General features: G+C 73.9%; 16 protein-coding genes. 5 read left to right on the top strand and 11 right to left on the bottom strand.

From position 1 onward, the window contains the following. Positions 1–15: 15 nt before the first annotated feature. The 5 genes from NPS70_RS17395 to NPS70_RS17375 all read right to left on the bottom strand — a co-directional run bounded on the left by NPS70_RS17395 (position 16) and on the right by NPS70_RS17375 (position 8,533). The gene (locus NPS70_RS17395; RefSeq protein ID WP_256525199.1) at positions 16–468 is read right to left on the bottom strand and encodes a peptidase inhibitor family I36 protein; all 453 of its coding nucleotides are present in this window, start codon (positions 466–468) and stop codon (positions 16–18) included. Between the two features lie 105 nt (positions 469–573). Then, positions 574–1,506, bottom strand: a complete 933-nt coding sequence (locus tag NPS70_RS17390; RefSeq protein WP_256525198.1) for a hypothetical protein — start codon at positions 1,504–1,506, stop codon at positions 574–576. 560 nt (positions 1,507–2,066) lie between these two features. Continuing rightward, positions 2,067–3,104 carry a hypothetical protein gene (locus tag NPS70_RS17385; RefSeq protein ID WP_256525197.1) on the bottom strand — a complete coding sequence of 346 codons (1,038 nt, stop codon included), beginning with the start codon at positions 3,102–3,104 and terminating at the stop codon, positions 2,067–2,069. Between the two features lie 31 nt (positions 3,105–3,135). Then, complete coding sequence (locus NPS70_RS17380) at positions 3,136–5,121, bottom strand: DNA/RNA non-specific endonuclease (protein ID WP_256525196.1); 1,986 nt, start codon at positions 5,119–5,121, stop codon at positions 3,136–3,138. A gap of 58 nt (positions 5,122–5,179) precedes the next feature. Next, on the bottom strand, positions 5,180–8,533 hold the full coding sequence (locus tag NPS70_RS17375; RefSeq protein ID WP_256525195.1) for an ALF repeat-containing protein: 3,354 nt from the start codon (positions 8,531–8,533) through the stop codon (positions 5,180–5,182). Positions 8,534–9,179: 646 nt separating this feature from the next. Here NPS70_RS17375 and NPS70_RS17370 point away from each other — a divergent pair. From NPS70_RS17370 to NPS70_RS17360, 3 genes are all read left to right on the top strand, one after another. Further along, positions 9,180–9,722: a hypothetical protein gene (locus tag NPS70_RS17370; protein WP_256525194.1), complete on the top strand. Its 543-nt coding sequence runs from the start codon at positions 9,180–9,182 to the stop codon at positions 9,720–9,722. A 43-nt stretch (positions 9,723–9,765) separates the two neighbouring features. After that, a complete protein-coding gene (locus NPS70_RS17365) occupies positions 9,766–11,979 on the top strand; it encodes a trypsin-like serine protease (protein WP_256525193.1) in 2,214 nt (737 codons plus the stop codon). Positions 11,980–12,261: 282 nt separating this feature from the next. Continuing rightward, complete coding sequence (locus NPS70_RS17360; RefSeq protein ID WP_256525192.1) at positions 12,262–13,995, top strand: thiamine pyrophosphate-dependent enzyme; 1,734 nt, start codon at positions 12,262–12,264, stop codon at positions 13,993–13,995. 203 nt (positions 13,996–14,198) lie between these two features. Here NPS70_RS17360 and NPS70_RS17355 read toward each other — a convergent pair whose 3' ends face one another. The 3 genes from NPS70_RS17355 to NPS70_RS17345 all read right to left on the bottom strand — a co-directional run bounded on the left by NPS70_RS17355 (position 14,199) and on the right by NPS70_RS17345 (position 18,252). Continuing rightward, entirely contained in the window at positions 14,199–15,092 is an 894-nt protein-coding gene (locus NPS70_RS17355) for a geranyl diphosphate 2-C-methyltransferase (RefSeq protein ID WP_305885999.1), read from the bottom strand. 3 nt (positions 15,093–15,095) lie between these two features. Next, the gene (locus tag NPS70_RS17350) at positions 15,096–16,466 is read right to left on the bottom strand and encodes a family 2 encapsulin nanocompartment cargo protein terpene cyclase (protein WP_256525190.1); all 1,371 of its coding nucleotides are present in this window, start codon (positions 16,464–16,466) and stop codon (positions 15,096–15,098) included. 367 nt (positions 16,467–16,833) lie between these two features. Beyond that, positions 16,834–18,252: a family 2B encapsulin nanocompartment shell protein gene (locus tag NPS70_RS17345; RefSeq protein ID WP_256525189.1), complete on the bottom strand. Its 1,419-nt coding sequence runs from the start codon at positions 18,250–18,252 to the stop codon at positions 16,834–16,836. A 518-nt stretch (positions 18,253–18,770) separates the two neighbouring features. On the opposite strand from NPS70_RS17345, the gene NPS70_RS17340 reads away from it, so the two are divergent. After that, entirely contained in the window at positions 18,771–19,475 is a 705-nt protein-coding gene (locus NPS70_RS17340) for a nitroreductase family protein (protein ID WP_256525187.1), read from the top strand. Positions 19,476–19,555: 80 nt separating this feature from the next. Here NPS70_RS17340 and NPS70_RS17335 read toward each other — a convergent pair whose 3' ends face one another. The 3 genes from NPS70_RS17335 to NPS70_RS17325 all read right to left on the bottom strand — a co-directional run bounded on the left by NPS70_RS17335 (position 19,556) and on the right by NPS70_RS17325 (position 22,153). Next, positions 19,556–20,671 (bottom strand): ArsO family NAD(P)H-dependent flavin-containing monooxygenase, encoded by a 1,116-nt coding sequence (locus NPS70_RS17335; protein ID WP_256525186.1) that lies wholly within the window; start codon positions 20,669–20,671, stop codon positions 19,556–19,558. 73 nt (positions 20,672–20,744) lie between these two features. Next, positions 20,745–21,848: an ACR3 family arsenite efflux transporter gene (arsB, locus tag NPS70_RS17330; RefSeq protein WP_308315022.1), complete on the bottom strand. Its 1,104-nt coding sequence runs from the start codon at positions 21,846–21,848 to the stop codon at positions 20,745–20,747. Then, positions 21,845–22,153, bottom strand: coding sequence for a helix-turn-helix transcriptional regulator (locus NPS70_RS17325; RefSeq protein ID WP_256525185.1), 309 nt, complete (start codon positions 22,151–22,153; stop codon positions 21,845–21,847). The genes arsB and NPS70_RS17325 overlap by 4 nt, the downstream gene beginning before the upstream one ends. A 91-nt stretch (positions 22,154–22,244) precedes the next feature. Between NPS70_RS17325 and NPS70_RS17320 the strand changes: the two genes are divergently transcribed. After that, positions 22,245–22,661, top strand: coding sequence for an arsenate reductase ArsC (locus NPS70_RS17320; RefSeq protein WP_256525184.1), 417 nt, complete (start codon positions 22,245–22,247; stop codon positions 22,659–22,661). Positions 22,662–23,078: the final 417 nt, after the last annotated feature.

The raw sequence follows: 23,078 nt of genomic DNA, 5'->3' as shown, positions 1-23,078 counted from the left end.
TGGCGGGCGACGGGCTCAGGTCAGGAAGTGACCGCCGCAGTCCCCGCTGTTCACCCACTTGTGGGAGGTGATGGTGTCGTTCGCGCCGACGCCGTTGCTCAGCCGGTTGTCGGTCAGGTTGTCGGCGTACAGCTCGCCCGGTGCGAGACAGGAGTAGCCGCCGCCGTGGTTGATGTGCTCGTAGAACTTGACGTGGTCGAGGCTGCCGACGTAGCCGCGGTTCATGACGGACGTGGCCTTGTCGTTGCCGGCCCCCCACCAGCTGCTGTTGCCCGCCGTGCTGATCAGCAGGGTGCCCGTGCAGTCCAGGTCCTGCCAGGCGTACATGTGGCCGTTGCGGGGACCCCACTTGCTGTTGCAGACGGGGCCGGCGGCAACGCTCCCGGCGGCCTGCGCGGCGGTGGCGGGGACGGTGACGCCCAGGGCGGCGAGCCCGGCGAGCGCTGCCGCGGCGGTGACCATGCGCATGGTGATTCCCTCGTTTCGTTTCGGTGGTGCATGGGTGGGTGGTGGTGCGCCGGGCGGTGGCCCCGCTTCCACCGGTGGGCGATGCACGCCCGGGGCGCGAGCCGGTCAGTCGCGCTCCGGGACGATGCGCACCGCCCGGTCGTAGGCCTGCCGAGCGAGGTCGCGGTGGGTGTCGACGTCCGGCCCGAACCGGTCGCGCAGGCGGTCTTCGTAGTACGTCTCCCGGGCCGAGGCCACGGCCCGCAGGGACGTCCGGCGGGCGCAGAGCGCGTCCGCCACGGCGGTCCTCCGCTCGGCGGTGAACGCCTCGTCCGCGCGGGCCGCGCCCAGCCGGACGGTGTCGGTCCTGACGGCCTCCCGGGCCGCCGGGGGGTCCTCGTGGGGATGTCCTGCCTGCGTCATGCACCGGGACCATGCCCGGATCGCCGAGGTGAGCCGGGGGTCCTGCATCAGCTCCCCGCCGTACAGGGCGCGCAGGCCGGAGACCACCTTGCCGGTGCGGAACCATTCCTCCGGGTCGCCGTAGAGCGTGCGTTCGGCCTCCTCGGTGCAGCCGCCGAGGCGCTTGCGGACTTCGCCGCCCCCGGGAAGGGGGGCCGCGAGCATGCGCGCGTCGTCACCGCCGTCGAGCGCGGTGTCGAAGGCGGCGCGCCGGGCCGGGGAAAGGCTCTGCCGGTAGGTGCCGATGGGGTTGCGCTCGCGGACGCGGGCGTGCTCGGCGGCGATCCGGCCGCCGTAGCCGTGGGCACGGGCCCACGCCACGTCGTCCTGGACGTAGCGCACCGGTCGGCTCTCGCGCAGGGTCAGGGTGCGGTCCTCCCAGTAGTCGAAGCCGTGGCGGTTCATGCACTGCTTGGTCAGACGCTGCCGGGCGTCCGCGATGCGCAGCTCCTGCCGCCAGGTCAGCTGCTGCCGGACCTGGCGGTCGGCCGCTGCGGCGGGGCCGGGACCGCGCGCACCGGTGCCGTCGGTGCAGCCGCTCGCGGTGGCCGCCACGGCCACGGCGAGCACGCACAGAGAGGTGAGTGTGCGCTTCATGGGTCCCCCGTCCGGGCTCGCGGCTCCGTCGTGCCGTGTGCTGATGCATCCAGCGTTGCCCCGTTGCCCTCCGGGATGGGTGGGTTTCCTGTTGCCTTCCGGACGCGCGGCCGGGAAACCGCATCCGACCTGGGGACACGCAGGACGGGAGGCAACGCGCGCAGGGGTGCGGGCGGAGGGGTGGGCCGGCCGGCAGGCGGCGGGTACGCCCGTGCGGCGGGCCGGGCGGACGGTGGCGTGGCCGCCCGGGCGTCCGCGGGGGCGCCGCGCGCGGTGCGGTCGGCGGGAGGGTGGCACGGAAGCCCGCACGGGCGTGGCCACGGCACCGCCGGTGCGTCCGGGCGCGAGGCGGCCCCCGCGGGCCGGGCCGGAAGCGCCGGGTACGGGGCCGACGCACCGGCCGAGGCCGGAAGGGAGGCCGCCCGAGGGGCGCCGGGCGCCGCGCACGGCGGGCTGCGGGGCCGCATCCACCGTCCGTCGCCCGGCCGATCGCGGTGGTCGCCCCGCTCGGCGGGGCGCGGAACGGCGCGCCGAAGCCGCCGTGCGGCCGCCGGAGGTCCCTACTGGACGAGTTCGAGGTGCGGGTGGTCCTCGGAGACCGGGCAGACGTGGAGTTGCAGGCTGTAGCCGCCGGCGAGCACGACCCGGGTGTAGTTCGCCGGGGGGACGCCGGGCGGGAGCGGGTCGCGGGCCTGGTCCCCCTCGGGTGCCCAGCTCTCGGTGCCGGAGTTCCACTCGGTCGTGGCGATGGTCAGCAGCGGGTCCATCGCGGTGCCGCACACGGAGCAGACCCGGGGCATGGGGTCGGTGAGACCCCAACGGGACCAGCCACCCGCCTTCCAGCCGGGGGCAACGGACAGCCGGGTCGTGTAGAACTCCTGCGGCGCCTCGGCGTACGAGCCGTCCACCACGGCGCCGGCCGCCCGCCACCTGCTCCAGTCGGCCAGTTGCTCCCGCGTTTCCTTGTCCAGCTCCAGGAAGTGGGGGTACTCGGTGATCTCCTCGGGTGCGAGCAGGCACGGCTGAGGCAGGTAGCCGGGGTACTCGATCCCCGGAGGTTCGGGTGGCGCGTCGAGGACGTCGGTGACCTCGGACGCGGACCGCCAGAACAGCGCCGTCCTGGGGTGGTCAGGGTGGTCGAAAGGGCACCACAGCACCTGGAGCAGATCGGCTTCGGCTCCTCCGGGGGGACGGAGCAGCGGGACGTCGCGTGCGGACAACTGGGCCACCGGCAGCATGGGCATGGGGCCGCCGGGCCAGGGGAGGTCGGCATCGGCCATGTCGCCGGCCGCCCCCTCCCCGGCTTCCTCCGCGTCGGACGCCTGCTGCGGCCGGCCCGGCTCGCGCGTCGGGATGCCCCGCTCCTCCCTCTCCTCCTCCAAGGGGAAAGCCGCTTCCACCTGATCCCACGTGTGCGGTTCGTCGCAGTGGGGCCAGGGTTCGCCGGCGGGCCACAGCAGCGGCCCGCCGACCGAACTGTCGTACCGCGACGGGGACCCGGCGCGAGGGTGCAGCCGGGTCGCCGCGCGTGCCAGCGGGGCCAGTCGGGGGAAGAGCGCGGTGACGTCGAGCGGCCGCGGCGGGGTGGTTCGGCTCACTCCGGCTCCCGGTGGCGCGGATCGGCAGGGATCAGTTTCCGAGATTGTACTTCCCGGTGTTGCGCTGGGTGTTCGTGACGTAGACCTCGGGGAAGAGCGGCTGAGAGGTTCCGTCGGCCCGCTGGACCGTGGCGCTCATGGTGACCCCCTGGGGAATGGTGCTGGCGGCGTCCCGGTAGTCGGGCGTGACCCGGTAGAGGATGGCGTCGTTCGGACCGAACGCCTTGTTCGCCACCGCCGTCTGCGCCGCGAACTCGTAGGTGCGCATGCTGGGGGTTCCGGTGTTCATGCCCGACTGCCAGCAGGGGACGAGGTTTCTCACCCCGTCGTCCCGCACCAGGCCCTTCCCGCCGAGGATGTTGGCGATCAGGTGACACCGTGCCAGCCCGACCTTCGGCGTGTGGTGGTCGCGGAAGATCTGGGCGTCCTGCCAGCCGGTGATGTCGCCCTCGGCATCGCTGCCGGAGCCGGGGGTCTTCCCGATGCAGGCCTGGGCCGTGGTCGCCCGCTCGCCCGGCGGGCCGGGCGGCGTGGTGGTCTTGTTGCTGTGCGCGACGGCTTCGGTGGTGTTGCTGATCCATCCGTCGCCGGAGGGAAGCGCCCCGGTCGGCGCGCTCTTCAGGCAGGCCGCCTGCGGCTGGGCGGCCGAAGCGGCGATCTGCACCGCGAACGGCTCGGCCTCCACCACGCGCTGGTTCGCGAAGCCCTCGAAGAGCAGCGCCTCTGCGGCCTGGACGTGCGGGAGGGGGGCGTGAACGCGTGCGCAGGGCCTGCCGAGGTCCTCACCGTTCAGCTTGTAGATGTCCCACCCTCCGCTGCTGTAGTTGGGGACGATCTCGGCGCACCGGGCACCGTCCGTACCGCCCTCGTGCGTGGACGCGAAGGGGAACTGGCCGCAGCTGTCGTTCGCGACGAGGTCCGTCCGGGCCTGGAACGGCTCCGAGCCTCCGCTTCCGCACGTGCGGCTCGTGCGGTCGGCGGTACCGGTCTTCGCCCGTGTCAGCAGCTTGTCGCGCCCCCAGCCGTCGGCGAGGTTCGCCTGGGCCCACAGGTAGCCCGCCGCCGCCGAGCCCGAGGCGGACGCCGCGCTGAGCTTGACGACCGGCGTCACGGAGGGCACGACGCAGCCGCGGCCGGGCGTGCCGGTGGTGCCGGTCGTGTCCCTGACGTCGTCGTCGCAGCGGATCGGCTCGGGGTTGCTCCAGGAGGCGTTCGGGTCCGTGATCTGGGCGCCGGGGGAGGTGACGTACAGCTTGTACGACGTGGTGAACTCCGCCTTCGCACCGGGGGCCGGGGAGGATTGGTAGGTCGCGAAGCCGTTGACGGACTGGCCGGTGACCAGCTCACCCCCGTACCAGGGGGCGGACTTGCTGGCCTTGCAGCCGGCCGAGCAGGCGGAACGCATCTTCGCGGTCAGGGACGTGACGGCACCGGTCGCGCCGGTCATCGTCACCGTGACGTACTCGTTCCACTTCGGGTTCTTGATGTCGGCGGGCAGGATGGCGCTGGTCGCGACGTCCAGCGTGCCGGTGCCGAGCTGCTTGCCGTTGCCGTCCCTGAGCACGTACAGCACGGTCAGGCCCCGCACGCAGTAGCCGAAGCGGCTGTAGTTCCACACCCCGGGGGCCGTGACCGCGCAGCTCGCCGAGTCGCCGGCGGCAGCGGCCGGCGTCGTCGACGGCGTGGCGGCGAGGGCCCGGCGCCCGGTGGGCCGCGGCTCGGCGGGGCCGATGCTGACGCAGGCCTCCACCGCTCCGGCCCTGCGCTCGCGGGAGCCGGAGCGGGTGGGTTCGCAGTGCTCCCCGGATGCCGCCCGGACGGGCCGGGTGGTGGTCGGGGCGGGGAGGTCGGGCAGAGCGGCCGGGTCGATCCGGCCCACCTGGTGCCCGGGCTGCTCCTGCGCCCCCGGGGGCTGTTGTGCCGGGGCCGTGGCCGTCGTGGTGGCGCCGAGCGCCGTGACGGCCAGCAGGGAGAGGAGCACGCGCCGGACGCGCGGTATTCGAGCCGATGGTCTCATCGGGGGACGTGTCCTTTCAGGGGTGACGGGCCGGCCGGTGCGGCCGGCCCGTCGTGGGTCAGGCCGCGAGGGAGTAGATGATGTCGGAGACGAGCTCCTTGCCTTCCTCGGCGACCTTGCTGATCACCGGCTTGGCCTTGCTGATCACCGGTTTCAGCACGCTGCCCCTGCCGAGGGTGGCCAGGTTCAGGGCGGACATCCCCAGGGATCCGAAGAACTCGCCGCTGGTGAAGCCGTGCTCGATGCCGGTGAAGAGGGTGCCCAGCCCGCCCGCGACGACGGAGACGCCGGCGAAGAACGCCGCGCCCACCGCGAGCGGGGGGAAGGCGAGGGAGGCGAGACCGAGGCCGGCGGCGATCAGGCCCGAGGCGGTGCTGACGACGTTGGCGGCGTCGGCCCACCATCCGGCGTCCGACCACCAGTCCTCTTTCCCGTCACCGGTGCCGTGCGGGTTCACCTGGTCGTTCTGCTCGCTGTCGGCCGGGTTCCGCTCCTGCTCCCGCTCCCGGCGCGCCTTCTCGGCGGCCTCGCGGGCGGCCTCCCTGACCTCGGCCTCGCGCTTGCGGGCCGCGGTGCCGCGCGCCTCGCTGGCCGCCGCCGCCGCGGTGGCCGCGTCGGCTCCCGCCGCCAGTTGGGCCCGGCGGGCGCGGGCGGCCGAGTTCTGGGCGCTGTAGGAGGACTGCTGCGCCGAACGGGCCGCGTCGATGGCCTTGTTCGCGGAGTAGTTCGCCGAACGGGAGGCGCTCCGTGCGGTCGCGGAAGCCGAGGCGGCCTGGTTGGCGGAAGCCCGTGCGGCTGCCGCGGAGCGGTCCGCGGCAGCGGCGTTCTCCTTCGCCTGGCCCGCGTACCGCTCGGCCGTGTCCGCCGCGGTGACCGCCTTGTCGGCCCACTCCCGGGCCTCGTTTGCGGCCTTGCGGGCCTCGGCGGCGGCCTCGGAGGCCCGCGCCGCGTTCTCCTGGGCCTTGTACGCGATCTTGGCCGCGGCCGCGATCGCCCCCCGGACCGCCGCGACGTGGGTCGCGGAGTCGTGGTCGAGCTGCGCCGCCTTGTACTGCGTCTTCTGGACGAAGTTGCGCCGCATCCAGGTGGGGCCCTCCAGGGCCACCTCCGCGTGCGCCTTGACGTACTCGCCTCCGGTGGCGACCGCCGTCGCGGTGGCCACGGCGTCGTCCTCCCGCATCGCCTCGGGGTAGGCGCGGTCGAAGAAGTCCTGTAGGGCCTCCGGGGTGTCCGCGTCCAGCGCCTGGTTGGCCGCGCGGACGACGGCCTTGCCGGGCTTCTGGCCGAGAATGCGGGCGATCTGCACCCGGTTGTCGTCCCGGGAGGCCCTGATCACCCCGGAGGTGAGGAAGTCGCCCACCGCGGCGGCGGAGGAGCTCGCCAGCGCGGCGTGGGCCGCCTCGGCGATGGCGGGGCTGGATATCTGGGCGACGTAGAGGACGGTCTCCCGGTCGTCCTGGTGCTGGGCGAGGGCCCGGTCCAGGTCGATCCACGAGAACACGTCGTCGTCGCTGCCGGCCAGCGCGAACTGGGCGGCCTCCCGCGTCCATGCGCCCTTGGCCTCCAGCAGGGCGGTGGCGGCCCGGCGGCCCAGCGTGCCGGCCAGCGCCAGGTCGCCGGTCTCGAAAAGCGCCTTCTCGGCCGCCGCGATCAGGTCCTTGACGGCCTGCCCGGTCTGCTCCTGCTGCCTGCGCTTGTCCTCGAACTCGGCCTGCTCCTCGGCCTCGATGCGGGCCAGCAGCCGGGCCTCGTCCATGCCCTGCAGCCTGTCCTGCTCCAGGCGGGCCAGCTCCGCCTGCCTGGCGGCCTGTTCCACCGCGACGGCGTCCTCGACGGCCTTGGTGGCGTTGTCGGCCGCCGTCACGGCCCTGCCCGCGTGCGCGGTGGACCGGTTGGCGTAGTCGACGGCCTTCCCCGCGTGCTTCACCGCCTCCTCGGCTGCCTCGGCCGCGTTCTCCGCGTGGTCGGCGGCGGAGTTGGCGGCGTCGCGTGCCGTGCGTGCCGCGGCGGCGGCGGTGCCGGCCAGGGCCTGGGCGGTGGACGCCGCGTTGGTGGCGCGGTTGGCGGCCGTGGTCGCGACCTGGGCCTGGCGCTTGGCCTCGGCGGCTTCGGAGGCCGCGGCGCCCGAGGCCGCGGCCGCCTGCGCGGCGGCGTTGGCGGCCGCGGCGGAGTTGCGCGCGGCGGACGCTGCCGCGTGACCGGCGTTGGCGGCCTGGGACGTGGCGGTCGCGGCGTAGTCGGCGGCCCTGGCCGCGGACCGGGCCTTCGCGGCCCCGTTGCGGGCGGCGATGGCCGCGTCCCTGGCCGCGGCGGTGTTGTCGGCGTCCCTGGAGGCGGCGATGGCGGCGTTGTAGGCCCGCGAGGCCGCGTTCCCGGCCGTCGCGGCCGCCTGGGAGGCCGCCGCCGCGGCCCAGGAAGCACGGCGGGAGGCGGTCACGGCGGCGTTGGAGGCGGCGATGGCGTTGCGGGCGGCGTTCGCCGCGCCCTTCGCGGCGCTCGCGGCCTTGCGGGCCGCCGCGGCGGACCTGCGGACGTCCCCCTCGGCGGCCGCAGCCTCGGCCACGGCCTTCTCCGCCGCGGTCCTGGCCTTCCCGGCGGCCGTCTCGGCGCGCGCGGAGGCCTCGACGGCCAGGTCGGTCTGGGCCTGGGCGCGCCTGCCCTCGCGTTCGACGACCGCGACGAGTTCGGCGATGGTCGCCGACTCCTGGTCCCGGGCCCGTGCGATGTGCTGGCCGGTGTCGAGGAACCACTCGACGTCGGCCGCCGTGCCGCTCAGCGCGCGTCCGGCGTACTTCCGCACCTCGGGGCCGGAGTCGAACAGCATGGAGGAGACCTGGACTCTGGCGTCCTCCAGGCGGGCACCGTACTGGCCGTCGGCCAGGAACGCCTCCAGTGCCTGCCGGGTGCCGGCGTCCAGCGCCGCGGAGGCCTCCCGGCGGACGGCCTTGCCGCCGACGGCGAGGACGGTGGAGGTCGCCACGCTCAGGTCCTCGACCAGGGCCGGCCGGTGGCCCTGCGCCAGGAACGCCGCGACGGCGTCGTCCCCGTTGTCGAGTGCGGCCACGGCTTCCCTGCGGGTGCCCTTGCCGGCCCGGACCAGGGACCTGGCGACGGCGACGCGGTTGTCCTCCACCGTGGCCTTCGGCAGCGTCTCGGTCAGGAACGTCCGGATCTCGGCATCCGTGCCGTACAGGGCGTAGGCGGCAGCGGCCCTGGTGGCCCTGCCGCCCGTCATGAACGCCTTGACCACCTTGGCGCGGTCGGTGTCCGGCAGGTCGAGCGAGTCGGGCGGGGCGGTGCCGGCAGCGGCGGCGCGGGCCGGCGGGGCCAGTGCCAGGGGGGTGGAGCTCACGGCGGTCACGGCGGCGACCGCACCGAGGAGCCGTCTGCGGCTCCAGTACGTCGTCTGCATAGGCAGTTTCGTCCTCGTCGTTTGTCGTGACGGGCGGCTGACACAGGATCAGACACAAACATTTCATCGTGCAGCGATCCGAAAACCAATTTCGGCCAAAAGCATGTGATGACCCGTCAGAAGGCGGTCACGGATAGCACTTCCAGCCCTCACGAAATCTTCGCAAGTGGCCACACAAGCTCCGCGACAGGTGGCGTAGCTCACACAGGATCTTGGCCTGACGTCCTGCTTTACTCGTTTTTGCCCGGTGGACAAGATCGCTTGGCAGCGATGACATGAGGAGGGTCGGCGAAGTCAGGATCGTGGAAGGCGACATCTTCCGAATGGATCGAACGCCGTCAGCAGGAGGGGGAAGTCTGCTGGCGGCGACAGAGTTCGGAAGGGGCCGAAATGCCATGCACGCAACGGCAGCCGATTTCCGGGGACCACCGGGCGGCGCTTTTCGGAAACGTTTCCCGACGCGTGCCCGCCGGACCGGCGCGGACGGCCCACGGCACTCCGCGGCGGCGGCGCCCCGTCCCGGGGCAGCCGGCTCCCCCGGGCCCCGCCCGTCGGCCGGGGCGGCCGTCGGGGGGCCGCCGCCGCCCGGAGGCCACGCACCGCCGCACACCCGCACCAGCCACCGATGGATCGACAAAGGAACACGATGCAGCAACACGTCGAGGCCGCGGCCAAGCCGCGGCGCAGGAAGTTCGTCGCGCGCACCCTGGTCGCGGCCGCCGCCGCCGGGGCCCTGGCGTGGGGCCTGCTCGCCGCCGGGACACAGGGCGGAGAGCACGGGGACCCGGTGGCGACGGTGGCCGGGGAGGCACCCGGCTACGCCGTCGAGGACTTCGACTACCCGGAGGCGGACCGGATTCTCGCCGAGCGGGGCATCGTCCTCAAGCGGGGGGACGGCCACATCACCCTGGCCGACTGCGCCTCCGGCACGGACCTCCTCCGGGTCCTGGCACGGCGTCAGGAGAACCCCGTCTGCTTCCGCACGGTCGGCTCGTCCGGCTGGCTCACCCTGGAGATCCCCGCGGTCTACATCGTCAAGGGGAACGACTACACCACCCAGGTGGACATGACCGTCGGGAACGAGGAGAAGTCCTTCGACATCGAGAAGAACTCCTGGACGGCCGTGGGCGAGAGCGCGGACGAGGGAGGCCGCGACCACCTGCTCGTGGAGATCCGGACCACCAAGTGAGGCACCGCCCGATCCCCTCCTCGCCAACCACAGGAAAGCACTGATGCGAACCGCCATACCCGTGCGCCTCGCCGCACTCGCCACCGCGCTGCTGGCCGGACCGGTCGTCTGGAGCGCAGCTCCGGCAAGCGCCGTCACCGGCCCTGCCGTCGCCGGCTCCACGACGTCCTACTCCTTCGCCGCCCACCTCACCGTCGGCGACCACGACCGCGGGTGCTCGGGCGTCCTGGTCGACGCCGAGTGGCTGCTCACGGCGGCCAGTTGCTTCGCCGCGAACCCGGTCGAGAGCCTGGCGGTACCCGCCGGGAAGCCGGCCCTGAAGACCACGGCGACCATCGGCCGCACCGATCTCACCGGGACCGACGGTGCCGTCCGCGAGGTCGTCGAACTGGTTCCGCGTACCGATCGCGACGTGGTCCTGGCCCGGCTGAACCGCCCGGTCGCGGCGGTGGCCCCCGTCGCCCTCTCCACGGCCGCGCCGACCGCGGGCGAGGAGCTGACACTCGCCGGCTACGGACGCACCCGAAGCGACTGGGCGCCGCTGGACCTGCACACCGGAGCCTTCTCGGTGGACGCCGCCGAGGCCACGACGGCGACCGTGACCGGCAAGGACGGCGTGGCCGCCTGCATGGGCGACGCCGGAGGCCCGCTGGTGCGCACGGTGAACGGAACCATGCAGCTGGCGGCCCTCGGCAGCCGGTCCTACCAGGGCGGCTGCTTCGGCATCGACGCCGCCGAGACGCGCACCGGCGGCGTCGTCTCCCGCGTCGACGACCTCGCCGCCTGGGTGGCGTCGAAGGCGGGGGCCAACCGGGTCACCGACTTCGACTGCGACGGTGTGGAGGACATCGCCATCGCCGACCCGGAGGCCGCCGTCGGCGGGGACGCCAGGGCGGGCCTCGTCCGCATCGTGTACGGCGGGGGCAAGGGCACCGCCGAGATCCACCAGGACCTCGACTGGGTCCCGGGCGGTGCCGAGGCCAACGACTTCTTCGGCAGGGCCGTCGACACGGTCGACTACGACGAGGACGGCTGCACCGACCTGGTCGTCGGCATCCCCGGCGAGAACATCGGCAGCGTGGTCGACGCGGGCATGGCCGACGTCCTGCACGGTGCCCCCGGCGGCCTCGGTACCGGCCCCACCAAGAACACCCACTTCCAGCAGGCAAGCGGCAACGGCTCCATCGGCGCCTCCACCCCGGAGACCGGCGACCTGATGGGCCAGGCCGTGGTCGCGGGCACCACCGCGGCCGGCGAGCCCTTCCTCGTGATCGGCACCCCCGGTGAGAGCCTGGGCAGCGCGGCCAAGGCGGGCCAGGCGTTCTACGTGCGCGGGGGCACCAACGTCTCCGTCCACCAGGACAGGCTCGACGTACCCGGAGCCGTGGAGGCCGGGGACGGCTTCGGTGCCGTGCTGGCAGCGGACGCCAACCACCTGGCCATCGGCGCGCCCAACGAGAACATCCGCGGCGACGACGCGGCCGGCAACCTCGCGGTCTTCTCGCACGAGCGGAACAGCGAGAGGCGGCCCACCCCGCTGTTCGGCCTCGACCAGGACCTGGACACCGTCTCCGGCGGTGCCGAGCGCGGCGACCGCTTCGGTGCCGCCCTGGCCCTGGCCCCGTACCGCCCGGCGGGCGCGGCGGCCGCCGAGGAGTCGCTCCTCGCGGTCGGTTCTCCGGGCGAGGGCCTGTCCGTGAACGGTGTCGACAAGGCCGGGACCGGCCGTGTCTTCCTCTTCCGGGTCACGGCCTCCGGCGCCTACACGGAGCTCAAGGGCCTCTCCTCCGGCACCAGCGACGACGACGTCTCCGGAACCTCCGAGGCGGGTGACCACTTCGGGTCCACCCTGACGGCCGTCAACACCGCGCCCCGGGCCGTGAGCACCGAGGCCACCATGAAGCTCGCCGTCGGCATCCCGGACGAGGCACTCGGGACGACGGCGAAGGCGGGCGCGGTCCACGTCTTCTCGATGCTCGGTTCCCCCGGCGCCAACGACAAGTGGATCGAGGCCGGCGACGGCGACGGCATCCCCGGGTCTCCGGGCGCCAACCAGCGCCTGGGGTCGAGCATCCACTTCACCGGCACGCACCTGTACGTCGGCATGCCCTACGGCCCGAGCCCGCACGGCGCGCTCCACGCCCTGCCGATGGCCAACGTGACGCCCGGTGTGCCCAACGAGGCCCCGACCTCCTACGAGCCGGGGCAGGGAGGCCTTCCGCGCTCCGGCACCGCCTTCGGGTACGCGGCGAGGTAGCCCTCCGCGGTACTCCCCACCGGCCGTGGCGCCCCGTGCGCCACGGCCGGTGGCGCGTCGACGGGCCGCCCGCACCGCGCCGCGCGGCCGGCCCGTTCGCGGACCGTGGCGGCGCGGTCCGGGACGGCGGTCCACCGGCACGTCCTCGCGGACCGGTCGCGGGATCCGCGGCGTACTCCGACGCTGCCGTCCGGCCTAACCGTGGCGTGGGACCCCTGGACGTCCCGGCAGGGTGCCCGATGCTGAGCGGAGGGCCGACGGCTACGGGACAGGGGTACGGCGATGGCGAGGACAGTGGCGGACGGCATCTGGGACATGCTGTCCGCGGCCGGGGTACGGCGGTGCTACGGGATCGTCGGTGACGCGCTGAACCCGATGATCGACGCCCTGCGGCGCAACGGGACCATCGAGTTCGTCCATGTGCGCCACGAGGAGTACGGGGCGTTCGCCGCGGTGGCGGAGGCCTGCCTGACGGGGCAGCCGGTGGCGGTGTGCGGCACGGCGGGGCCGGGCACGACCCATCTGATCAACGGTCTGCTGGACGCCCGCAAGGAGCGCGCCCCGGTCATCGCCGTCGCGGGGGACGTCGAGAACGCGCTGATGGACACGGCCGCCCACGAGGAACTCAACCCGTACACCTTCTTCGCGGCTGCCTCGCTCTACACGGCCCGCCTGGTCGACCCCGGGCAGTTGCGCGCGGTGGTGAGCACCGCCGTCACCACGGCCGTGGCCGAGCGGGGCCCCACGGTGCTCTCCGTGCCCGGCTCCGTCGCGGCCGCCGCCGCACCGGACGCGGAGCTGGGCGTGGCCCTGCCCGCCACCGTCCCCGGTCCGGCGTCGGAGAGCGACCTCTCGGCCATGGCGGCGCTGGTCGACGCGGCGGAGTCCGTCGCGGTCTTCGGCGGTGACGGTTGCGCACACGCCCACGCGGAGACGCGGGCGCTCGCGGAACGCCTCAAGGCTCCGGTCGGATACTCCCTCAAGGGAAAACAATGGCTAGAGCACGACAACCCCAACGCCGTCGGCATGACCGGGCTCCTCGGCTACGGCGGCTGCTACGACGCGATCCACCGGGCCGATCTCCTCCTGATGCTCGGCACGGACTGCCCGTACAGCAACTTCCTGCCGCAGCACGGAGTGAAAGTGGTCCAGGTGGACCGCGACCCCCACGTCCTGGGCCGCCGGGTGCCGTTGGCCCTCGGCGTCGTCGGGGACGTCAGGACCACCCTGCAGGCGCTCCTGCCCAGGGTCCAGCCCAAGACGGACGACGCACTGCTGCGCCACTGCCTCCGCGAGACGGAGCGCTTTCTGGCCAGAATGCAGCACTACGTCACGAAGGGGCCGGGCATCAAGCCGATCCGCCCCGAGTTCGTCGCAGCCACCCTGGACGCACTCGCCGCCGACGACGCCCTGTTCTTCGCCGACACCGGCACACCCGTCATCTGGGCCGCCCGGCACATCCGTTACGGGCGTGACCGCAGACTCTTCGGCTCCTTCGCGTGGGGGTCGATGGCCAACGCCTCCCCCAACGCCTTCGGCGCCCAGACGGCCTTCCCGGGGCGTCAGACCATCGCCCTGTGCGGCGACGGCGGCTTCACCATGCTGGCCCTGGGAGACCTTCTGACGGAGGTCCGGCGCAAGGCGGAGGTCGTGCACGTGATCTTCAACAACGGCATGCTGGACTTCGTGAACATCGAGCAGCAGGAAGCCGGGTTGCTGCCGTTCGGCACCGACTTCCCCACTCCCGACTTCCGCCGCTTCGCGGAAGCCTTCGGCGCCCGCGGGATCCGCATCGAGGAACCCGGGGAGGTCGAGGCGGGCCTGCGGGACGCCCTCGCGCACCGGGGCGGACCGGTCGTCGTCGACATCGTGGTCGACCCGAACGCCCTGTCCCTGCCCTCGCACGTCCCCCCGGCCGTCCTCAAGGGGTTCACCCAGAGCGCCGCCAGACAGGTGTTCCAGGGCAGGCTGGACGACATCATCGAAACGGTCGAGCGGAACGTGCGTCTGCTCTGAGACCCGCGGCGGCACCGGGCGCGGCGCGGCCCACGCGCCGCCGCTCCCCCGGCGGGACCTTCCCCGGCCGGGGGGCGGGTGGGCGGACGAGGCGGGGCGGCGGACGCCCCACCTCCTGCCGGCCACCGCGGAAGGCCCCCGCGGGCGTGGGGCCCGGGTCCGCCGCGGGCGGACCCAGGGCACGCGGCACAGGGGCCGAGGGGTCAGACGCGGTCGGCCGCGATCAGGACGTACTGGAAGGAGCCGTCCCGGTACGACTCGATGAACGCCTCCTCGATCCCCGTGACCAGCGAGGACGTGGCGCGCAGCTCCCAGTAGGGCAGCGTGTCCGGGGTCAGGTCGATGACGGCCTGCGGGACGAGGCGGTTGCCGGCCATGGCCCGCAGGTACTCCCGGCGGGAGTGGATGTTGCACTCGAAGTGGGCGTTGATCTGTGAGACCCACTTCGAGGGCTGGCCGTAGCGCGGGTTCCAGCAGCCGGTCACCGTCACGTACCGTCCGCCGGGCCTGAGCAGGCGCGCGTGCTCGGCGAAGAGGTCGTCCAGGTCGACGTACATGGTGGACTCGTTGTTCCACGACGCGGCGATGCTGCCCTTGCCGAAGGGGGTGTCGAGCATGTTGCAGACCCGGGCGCGGACGTGGTCCCCGATGCCGAGCTCCTTCGCACGGCGGTTGCCGAAGTCGGCCTGCGTGGCGGAGAGGGTGACGCCCTCGACCCGGCAGCCGAAGCGCTGGTGGGCCATGACGCTCGTGCCGCCGCGGCCGCAGCCGGCGTCGACGAGGGTGTCGGCGGGGGTGACGGGGCCGAGGTGGTCGAGGAGCGCCTCGGCCTGCGCCGACTCCAGCCGGTGCAGTTCGGCGATCAGCCGCTGCTCGTACCCGGCGTCCTGGGGGTCGCCGAGCGCGGCGTGGTCGACGGCGCCGATGCCGTAGTGGTGGTGGTACAGCCCGTCCACGTCGCCGAGGCGCAGGTTCACCGGCCGGGCCTCGTTGTTCCAGTAGCGGGCGATGTCTCCCTGGTAGGGGGTCGCCGGGCCCGGGATGAACACGGAAGGGGCGTCGGCGGAGGTCAGCTCGGTAGTCACTGAGGAATCCATTTCTCACCAGAAATCGGGCAGGCTGTATCGGTAGGTGTTGGTCTGGTGCCAGTAGTGGTTGCCGTCGACCCAGGCGGCCACGCCCTTGAGGAAGCGGAGCACGGCGGGGACGGGGCAGGCCGCGGCCAGCTCCGCCGCGGCGGATTCGAAGGCGTGCATGAGGTCGTTGTGGACCTCGACGGCCTTCAGGTAGGCGTCGCGCTCGGAGAGCTTCTCCTGTTCGGCGAGCACGACCGGCAGGTTGAGGTGCCGACCGGGGGCGGCGAGTTCCTTGGTGTAGGAGTACAGGTCGTTGACGAGGGTGGTCGCGTTGCCGGCGAGCGCGATGACCCGCTGCATGTCGGGGCGTGCGTGCAGGTCCGCCGGGAGTTCGTAGCCGCCGACGGAATCGGTGATGGTGGGGCAGGGGCGGAAGTTGTTGAACTGGCGCATCGCCAGGTACTCCCACACCTGCGGGGTGTGGCCGGTCTCGGCCCAGGCCGCCTCGGCCAGGTAGCCCAGGTGCAGGCGGGCCATGTCGTGCCGGTAGCGGTCCGCCTGGGAGGGGGTGGAGGACCGCGCGAAGTAGTCCATGGCGCTGCGGTACGCCCGCCGGGGCGCGTCCGAGGCCAGTGACTCCGCCCACGCCGGGGCGTACTCGGCAGTGGTGTGCAGAGGGTCGAGGGCGGTGTGCGCGAGCAGCAGGCGTCCGCCCAGACCGACGGGCGAGCCGCCGTGGTCCTCGCAGTAGCAGTCGTCGACCGCGTTCTCCGCGATCATGAGCCGGGTGGCGAGCATCAGGTGGTCGACCGTCGGTGCGTCGGGGTGGCAGGCCACCATGTAGCGCCCGACGGAGAAGCCGTCGAACTGGCCCTCCCACTCCTCGGGGAACAGCTCGACCTCGTCCACGGCCCAGTCCTTGACCCGGCGGCTGACCTCGGCCACCCGGGCGGGGTCGGGATCGGGGACGGAGTGGAAGTAGAGGCCGGGGATCGGCCGTCCGGCGGTCTTCCCCTCCGCGGCGTCTGCCGCACGCGGAGCGGGGGAGCCCGGTCCCCCCGCACGCCGGGCGAGGGAGAGCGCGGCCGTCCCGAGGCCGCCGGGTCCGCGCAGGATCCGTTCGAGCGCGGAGGCCGCCGGAGCGGCGAGCGGTGCCGGGGCGCTCCCGGCCCGCGGCGCGGCCGCGGGCGCCGGTGCCGTCGCGGACACCAGCGGCTGGCCCCCTGTCGGGAGGACGAACGGCGCGGCATGAGCGGCCGCGGGCGGCGCGGCGGGGACGGCAGCGCCCGGCGCCCGTCCACGAGGGGCGGGGCTCCCGGCCGGGGGCCGGGAGCCGAGGCGGGCCGCCGCCGCGGGCACGCTCGGCTGCGGAGGGGAGAGGTCGGGATCGGGCATCCGTGGCTCCTTGTGCGGTGGGGGGTGGCCGGAGCCGGAGGCGAACGCGACCTGTCCGGTGGACCCGGGCTGCCGGAACCGTCCGGCGCTGCCTCCGGGGGGAGTCGTCGAGGTGCCGCCGTCCGCCCGCGGTGGGCCGGACGGGGGGAAGGGCGCGCGCGCCGGGCGGCGGCGGACGGCGTGACCCGAGGGCCGGGTCCCGGGGCTGCCCCGTCCTCCCCGGAGCAGGGGCGCGTCGAGGCGTCGGGTGCGGTGCGCCGCAGGGCGCCGGGCCGCCGTGGCACCGGGTGTCCACGGGCCGTGCGGCGACGCGGGAACGCGCCGCGGCTGTCGCCGTGGGCCCCGCCCCGGGAGTGAGGGGCAGCCCTCAGTCGCCCCTGCGGGCGATCTGCACGTTCTCCATCACTCCGAGCGCGTCGGGCACGAGGACGGCGGCCGAGTAGTAGGTGGTGACCAGGTAGGACATGATCGCCTGCTCGCTGATGCCCATGAAGCGGACGGAGAGCCCGGGTTCGTACTCCTCGGGCAGGCCGGTCTGGCGCAGTCCGATGACACCCTGGTTGTCCTCGCCGGTGCGCATGGCGATGACGGAGCTGGTCTGCTCCTTGGTGATCGGGATCTTGTTGCAGGGCAGGATCGGGACACCGCGCCAGGCCGGGACCTGCTGGCCGCCGAGGTCGACGTGGTCCGGGTACAGACCGCGGGCGTTGAACTCGCGCCCGATCGCGGCGATCGTCCGGGGGTGGGCGAGGAAGAGCCTGGTGCCGCGGCGCCGGCAGAGCAGCTCGTCCATGTCGTCCGGGGTGGGCGGGCCGGAGTGGGTCTGGATCCGCTGCTTGAAGTCGGCGTTGTGCAGCAGGCCGAACTCGCGGTTGTTGACCAGCTCGTGCTCCTGGCGCTCGCGCAGCGCCTCGATGGTGAGGCGGAGCTGCTCCTCCGTCTGGTTCATCGGACCGTTGTAGAGGTCGGCGACCCGGGTGTGGATCCTCAGGACGGTCTGTGCGACGGAGAGCTCGTACTCGCGCGGGTTGACCTCGTAGTCCACGAAGGCGCCCGGGAGCACGGCCTCGCCGACATGGCCGGCCGACATGGCGATCTCGGCCTCGCCGTGCCGGTTCTGTCGCTGGTTCGGCAGTGAGCTGAAGCTCTCGACGTGGGCCCGGAGGGCGGGCGAGGAGGCCCGGACGGCGGCGAAGTCCGCGCGGGAGAGGGTGAGGAGGGTGCCGGAGGTCTCCGCCTGCGCGGTGTAGTCCCAGGTGGCGTCGGCGTCGAGGAGGGCGTTCTCGCCGAAGCGGTCGCCGTCGGCGAGGACCGCGACCCTGATGCCGTCGCCGTACGGGCCCTCGGAGGACTGGCTGACGCGGCCGTGGGCGATCAGGTGGATCTCCCCGGCGGGGGCACCGCGTTCGGCGAGCACCTCGCCTGCGGTGAAGTCGCGCTGTACGCAGCGGTCGGCGAGGGCGGCGAGGGCGGCATCGTCCTCGAAGCCCCGCAGCAGGGCGAGTTCGCCGAGCTCGCGGGGGATGACGCGCACCCGGGCGCCGTCCTGGACGAACTCGACGCGCCCGTCGCCGACGGTGTAGCTGAGCCTGCGGTTGACCCGGTACGTGCCGCCCTTGGTCTCCACCCAGGGGAGCATGCGCAGCAGCCAGCGGGAGGTGATCTCCTGCATCTGCGGCGCGGACTTGGTCGTACTGGCGAGCTTGCGGGCGGCTGCGGTGCCGAGGGACTGCTGCGGGGGCGCCTGGGTGTGGGGCTGGGCTTCCGGGCTGGTGTCGACGGTCATCGGGGCGAGCTCTCCTTCGGGGTGAGCGGACGGCGCGCGGCGGCCGGAGGGCCGAGGAGGAGGACGGAAGGGGAGGAGCGGCCGGACGTCGCGTCCGGATCCGGGGGGAACAGTAACGACCCGTCAGCTGGTCTCGTCCAGTGGATCCGAGGGCATTACCCCAATATGATGATCATGTTCGAGATGTCGTTCGCACGGTCGCCCGTCAGGTGTTCTGGCTCCGCCGGAAGTGCCCCGTGGCGCGGACGGCACGCCGGTGGGCGGAGGGCACGGGCCGCGCACGGCCGTTCCCGGTATCGGGACGGCCGCCGGGATCGGAGGGTGGCCGACGCCGCCCCGGACCCCGGTGGACCGGCGCGTCCGCGGGCCCGGCGGTGGGCGCGCCGCGGAAAGGCGCCGACCGGGCCGGCGGCCCGGGGCCCGGTTCCCGCAGCCGCCGGGCACGCGGAGGCGCGGATGCCGCTTCCGGTCCGTCCGCACCCTTGGAACCCGGGGCCGGTGACACCAGACTCTCCCTCATGACAGCCACCATCGAAGAGCGCTGGGAGCCCGTCCACGGCGCCCCCTACCGGCCGGTCCCCTACCGCCCGGAGCGTATGGAGCCCGCGGAGTCCCTGACCCGCTCGGCGGAGCTGCGCGACCGGATGCGGCAGCGGCGCACCGTACGCCGGTTCTCGTCCGACCCCGTACCGGACCAGGTCGTGCGGGACGCGATCGCCTGCGCGGCCACGGCGCCCTCCGGCGCGCACCAGCAGCCCTGGACCTTCGCCCTGGTCCGTGACCCGCGGATCCGCCGCCGCATCCGGGAGGAGGCCGAGCGCGAGGAGCGGATCTCCTACGACGGCAGACTCGGCGAGGAGTGGCTCGCCGCCCTGCGCCCCCTGGGGACGGACGCGGTGAAGACGCACCTCACGGACGCCCCGGCGCTGATCGTGGTCTTCCAGCAGCGGTACTGGCTGGGCGAGGACGGCGAGAAGCGGAAGCACTACTACGTGGACGAGTCCGTGGGCATAGCGGTCGGCATGCTGCTGTCCGCCCTGCACCTGTCGGGCCTCGCCGCGCTGGTCCACACGCCGAGCCCGATGCGCTTCCTCTCCCAGGCACTGGGGCGGCCCGAGAACGAGAAGGCCTTCGCGGTGATCCCGGTCGGCTACCCGGCGGAGGACTGCCAGGTGCCGGACCTGAGGCGGAAGGCGCTGGACCAGGTGATGGTGGAGATCTGACGGAAGGCCGCGACCTCGGCGCCGACCGCCGGGCGGCCGGGCACGGCCGCCGGGCCGCCGCGCGCTGCGCCGGTGTCCGCTCAGCGCGCGGGCCGGACCACCGCGGCGGCCCGCCGCGGGCGGGTCCCGGCCGGCCGGCGCACGCCGAGCCGCTCCGCGATCGCCCGGGCGGCTTCGCGGGCGGGGCGGCCGACGCCGACGAGGGTGGCCGAGGCGGGGCCGGTCCAGTCACCGTAGCCGAGGAGGTGGAGCCGCGGTTCGGCCAGCGCCTGCGTACCGGCGGTGGGGATCCGGCCACGGGGTCCGCGCAGGCCGAGGGGGGCGAGGGGGGCGAGCGCGGGGCGGAAGCCGGTGCACCAGACGATCGCGTCCGCCTCGGCCCGGGTGCCGTCCGCCCATGCGACACCGGTAGGGGTGAGGCTCCCGAACATCGGCCGGGCCGTGAGGAGTCCCGCGTCGCGGGCCTCGCGGACGGGCGGTACGGCGACGATGTCGCCGAGGGCGGCGACGCCCCCCGTGTCGGTGCGGCCCGCGTCCAGGGCACGGCGGCGGGCGGTGGCGTGGTCGAAGAGGGCGCGGCCGTCGATCTCGTCGGCGAGGAAGCGGGGCGGGCGCCGGGTGACCCAGGTGAGGTCGGTGTCGTACGCGAGGTCGGCGGCGATCTGGGCGCCGGAGTTCCCGCCTCCGACGACGATCACGCGCCGCCCGGCGAGGTCCGCGGGGCGGCGGTGGTCGACGGTGTGGAGCTGGGTGCCCCGGAACCGCGCCCGTCCGGGGACGGCGGGCACGAAGGGGCGCCGCCAGGTGCCGGTGGCGCTGATGACGGTGCGGGCACGCCAGGTCCCGCCCGTGGTCTCCAGGCGCAGGACGTCGCCGTCGCGGTGGACCGCCTCGACCCGGACGGGGCGGACGACCGGCAGTCCGTAGCGCTGCTCGTAGTCGGCCAGGTAGTCGACGACATGGGCGGCGCCGGGGTAGGCCGCCCCGGTCTGCGGCGGCATGGCCCGGCCCGGCAGGGAGGAGTGGGCGGCCGGGGAGAAGAGGCGGAGGGACTCCCAGGTGTGCTGCCAGGCCCCGCCGGGGGCGGCCTGGGCGTCGAGGACGACGAAGTCCAGACCGAGGCGGCGCAGGTGGTAGCCCGCCGCGAGTCCGGCCTGGCCGCCGCCGATGACGGCCACGTCGAGGTGCCTGCCCATTGCTCCGGTGGTCCTTCCTCTGCGGCTGCCCCGCCCGGAGGGCCGGGGCAGCCGGACGGTGCCGTGCGAGGGCCTACGTCCCCTGGGGGGTGGTGGTCGCCGAGGCGGAGAACTTCCTCCGCCAGGCCAGCGAGACGTACACCAGTGCCACGAGGACGGGGACCTCGATCAGCGGGCCGACGACGCCGGAGAGCGCCTGGCCGGAGGTGACGCCGAAGGTGGCGATGGCGACCGCGATGGCGAGTTCGAAGTTGTTGCCCGCCGCGGTGAAGGCCAGCGTGGCCGTGCGGTCGTAGGCCAGGCCGATGGCCTTGCCCAGCAGGAACGTGCCGAACCACATCACGGCGAAGTACACGAGCAGCGGGAGCGCGATCCGGGCCACGTCCAGGGGCTGCGAGGTGATCGTCTTCCCCTGGAGGGCGAAGAGGATGACGATCGTGAAGAGCAGGCCGTACAGCGCCCACGGCCCGATCCTCGGCAGGAACCTCGCCTCGTACGACTCGCGGCCCATCCTCCTCTCCCCGATACGGCGGGTCAGGAAGCCGGCCAGGAGCGGGACGCCGAGGAAGATGACCACGTTGAGCGCGATCTGCCACATCGAGATGTCGAGCGACTCGCCCGCGCCCAGGCCCAGCCAGCCCGGGAGGAGGTCGAGGTAGAACCAGCCCAGCAGGCCGAAGGCGATGACCTGGAAGACGGAGTTGAGGGCGACGAGGACGGCGGCGGCCTCGCGGTCGCCGCAGGCCAGGTCGTTCCAGATGATGACCATGGCGATGCAGCGGGCCAGGCCGACGATGATCAGGCCGGTCCGGTACTCGGGCAGGTCCGGAAGGAAGGCCCAGGCGAGCGCGAACATGACCGCCGGGCCGAGGACCCAGTTGGTGACCAGCGACGACACCATGAGCTTCCGGTCGCCCGTCACGGCGTCGAGCCGGTCGTAGCGGACCTTGGCCAGGACCGGGTACATCATGACGAGCAGGCCGACGGCGATGGGCAGCGAGATGCCGCCGACCTCGACCTCGGCGAGCGCGCCGTCCAGCCCGGGGACGAGCCGGCCCAGACCCAGTCCCAGGCCCATGGCCAGGAGGATCCAGACGGCGAGGAAGCGGTCGAGCGTCGAGAGCCTCGCGACGACCGACGCCTCCCCGGTCGGGGCGGGCGCTTGGGTGGGGGTCACGGGCAGGCCCTCTTGTTCTCGGCAGCGGTACGGGCGGAAGCGGCCAGCTCGGCGAACTGGCCGGCAAGGGAGGCGATGACGTCCGGGCGGAGCTTGTAGTACGTGAAGCGCCCGCAGGGCTCGGTCTCCACCACGCCCGCCTCGCGCAGGACCCTCAGGTGGTTGGAGAGGTTGGTCTGCCGGGCCCCGGTCTCCTCCACCAGATGGGTGGTGCACAGCGTCTCGCGGGCGAGCAGGGTCACGATGCGCAGGCGCAGGGGGTCGCCCAGCACCCGCATCAACTCAGTGTCGACTGACGTCATCATGGACTGATACTGTCACATCAGTGGTGGATGACACCACCAGGTGCCGGCCTCCTGTGCGCCTGATGCCTCCGCGAGTGGAGAGAGACCCGCCGTGCCCCAGAAGCCGTCCGTCCTTTTCGTCTGCGTCCACAACGCAGGCCGCTCCCAGATGGCCGCCGCGTGGCTGTCACACCTGGCCGGGGACGGCATCGAGGTCCGCTCCGCCGGCTCCGCCCCGGCCGACCAGGTCAACCCGGCCGCGGTCGAGGCGATGCGCGAGGTCGGCATCGACATCACCGCCGAGACCCCCAAGATCCTCACGGTCGACGCCGTCAGGGCGTCCGACGTCTGCATCACCATGGGCTGCGGCGACACCTGCCCCGTCTTCCCCGGCAAGCGCTACCTCGACTGGGCCCTGGAGGACCCGGCGGGCCAGGGCGTCGAGGCCGTCCGCCCGATCCGCGACGCGATCAGGAAGCTCGTCGAGGACCTGATCGAGGAGATCGCCCCGGAGGCCACGGCCTCCTGAGCGGTGCGCGGAACGCCGCCGCCCTCGGCTCCGGCTCCGCCGGGGACCACCGCCCCTCGCACCGCCCGCGCCCGCGGCGGGCGGGCTGACCACGGCCGACGGGGCACCGCCCGGACCGCCGTGAGGCGGCCGAAGCACCGTGTCCGACGCCGGGCCGGGCGGTGGCGGCCGCCGGGGCCCGGCGCCGGGCAGCCGCCCGACGCGGTCCGGGCCGCGCCGGCCGCCACCGCCCGGACCGCCGGTGTCCCCGCCGACCGCCGGCGTCCCGGGAGGTGCCGCCACGGGCGCGGTCACCGCGGGCCCGGGCAGAGGCATTCCCCCGGGACGTCCCGGGACGTCCCACGGGTCTGGTGGGAGGCGGACCGGGCAGGCAGCGTTGCCGTCCGGCAGCGAGCGACGACCGCTCGGTGCGGTCAC

The organism is Streptomyces sp. C10-9-1, from assembly GCF_024497955.1.
Lineage (GTDB): Bacteria > Actinomycetota > Actinomycetes > Streptomycetales > Streptomycetaceae > Streptomyces > Streptomyces sanyensis.
The sequence above is the reverse complement of the archived record's forward strand: the minus strand, read 5'-3'. Positions and strand labels throughout refer to the sequence as shown.

Excerpts from the sequence above, each read along its gene's own strand:
- NPS70_RS17340 (WP_256525187.1), top strand. The coding sequence starts at position 18,771 with ATGACAGCCACCATCGAAGAGCGCTGGGAGCCCGTCCACGGCGCCCCC.
- NPS70_RS17360 (WP_256525192.1), top strand. The coding sequence starts at position 12,262 with ATGGCGAGGACAGTGGCGGACGGCATCTGGGACATGCTGTCCGCGGCC.
- NPS70_RS17335 (WP_256525186.1), bottom strand. The coding sequence starts at position 20,671 with ATGGGCAGGCACCTCGACGTGGCCGTCATCGGCGGCGGCCAGGCCGGA.
- NPS70_RS17365 (WP_256525193.1), top strand. The coding sequence starts at position 9,766 with ATGCGAACCGCCATACCCGTGCGCCTCGCCGCACTCGCCACCGCGCTG.
- NPS70_RS17375 (WP_256525195.1), bottom strand. The coding sequence starts at position 8,533 with ATGCAGACGACGTACTGGAGCCGCAGACGGCTCCTCGGTGCGGTCGCC.
- NPS70_RS17380 (WP_256525196.1), bottom strand. The coding sequence starts at position 5,121 with ATGAGACCATCGGCTCGAATACCGCGCGTCCGGCGCGTGCTCCTCTCC.
- NPS70_RS17350 (WP_256525190.1), bottom strand. The coding sequence starts at position 16,466 with ATGCCCGATCCCGACCTCTCCCCTCCGCAGCCGAGCGTGCCCGCGGCG.
- NPS70_RS17390 (WP_256525198.1), bottom strand. The coding sequence starts at position 1,506 with ATGAAGCGCACACTCACCTCTCTGTGCGTGCTCGCCGTGGCCGTGGCG.
- NPS70_RS17345 (WP_256525189.1), bottom strand. The coding sequence starts at position 18,252 with ATGACCGTCGACACCAGCCCGGAAGCCCAGCCCCACACCCAGGCGCCC.
- NPS70_RS17370 (WP_256525194.1), top strand. The coding sequence starts at position 9,180 with ATGCAGCAACACGTCGAGGCCGCGGCCAAGCCGCGGCGCAGGAAGTTC.
- NPS70_RS17395 (WP_256525199.1), bottom strand. The coding sequence starts at position 468 with ATGCGCATGGTCACCGCCGCGGCAGCGCTCGCCGGGCTCGCCGCCCTG.
- NPS70_RS17325 (WP_256525185.1), bottom strand. The coding sequence starts at position 22,153 with ATGATGACGTCAGTCGACACTGAGTTGATGCGGGTGCTGGGCGACCCC.
- NPS70_RS17355 (WP_305885999.1), bottom strand. The coding sequence starts at position 15,092 with ATGGATTCCTCAGTGACTACCGAGCTGACCTCCGCCGACGCCCCTTCC.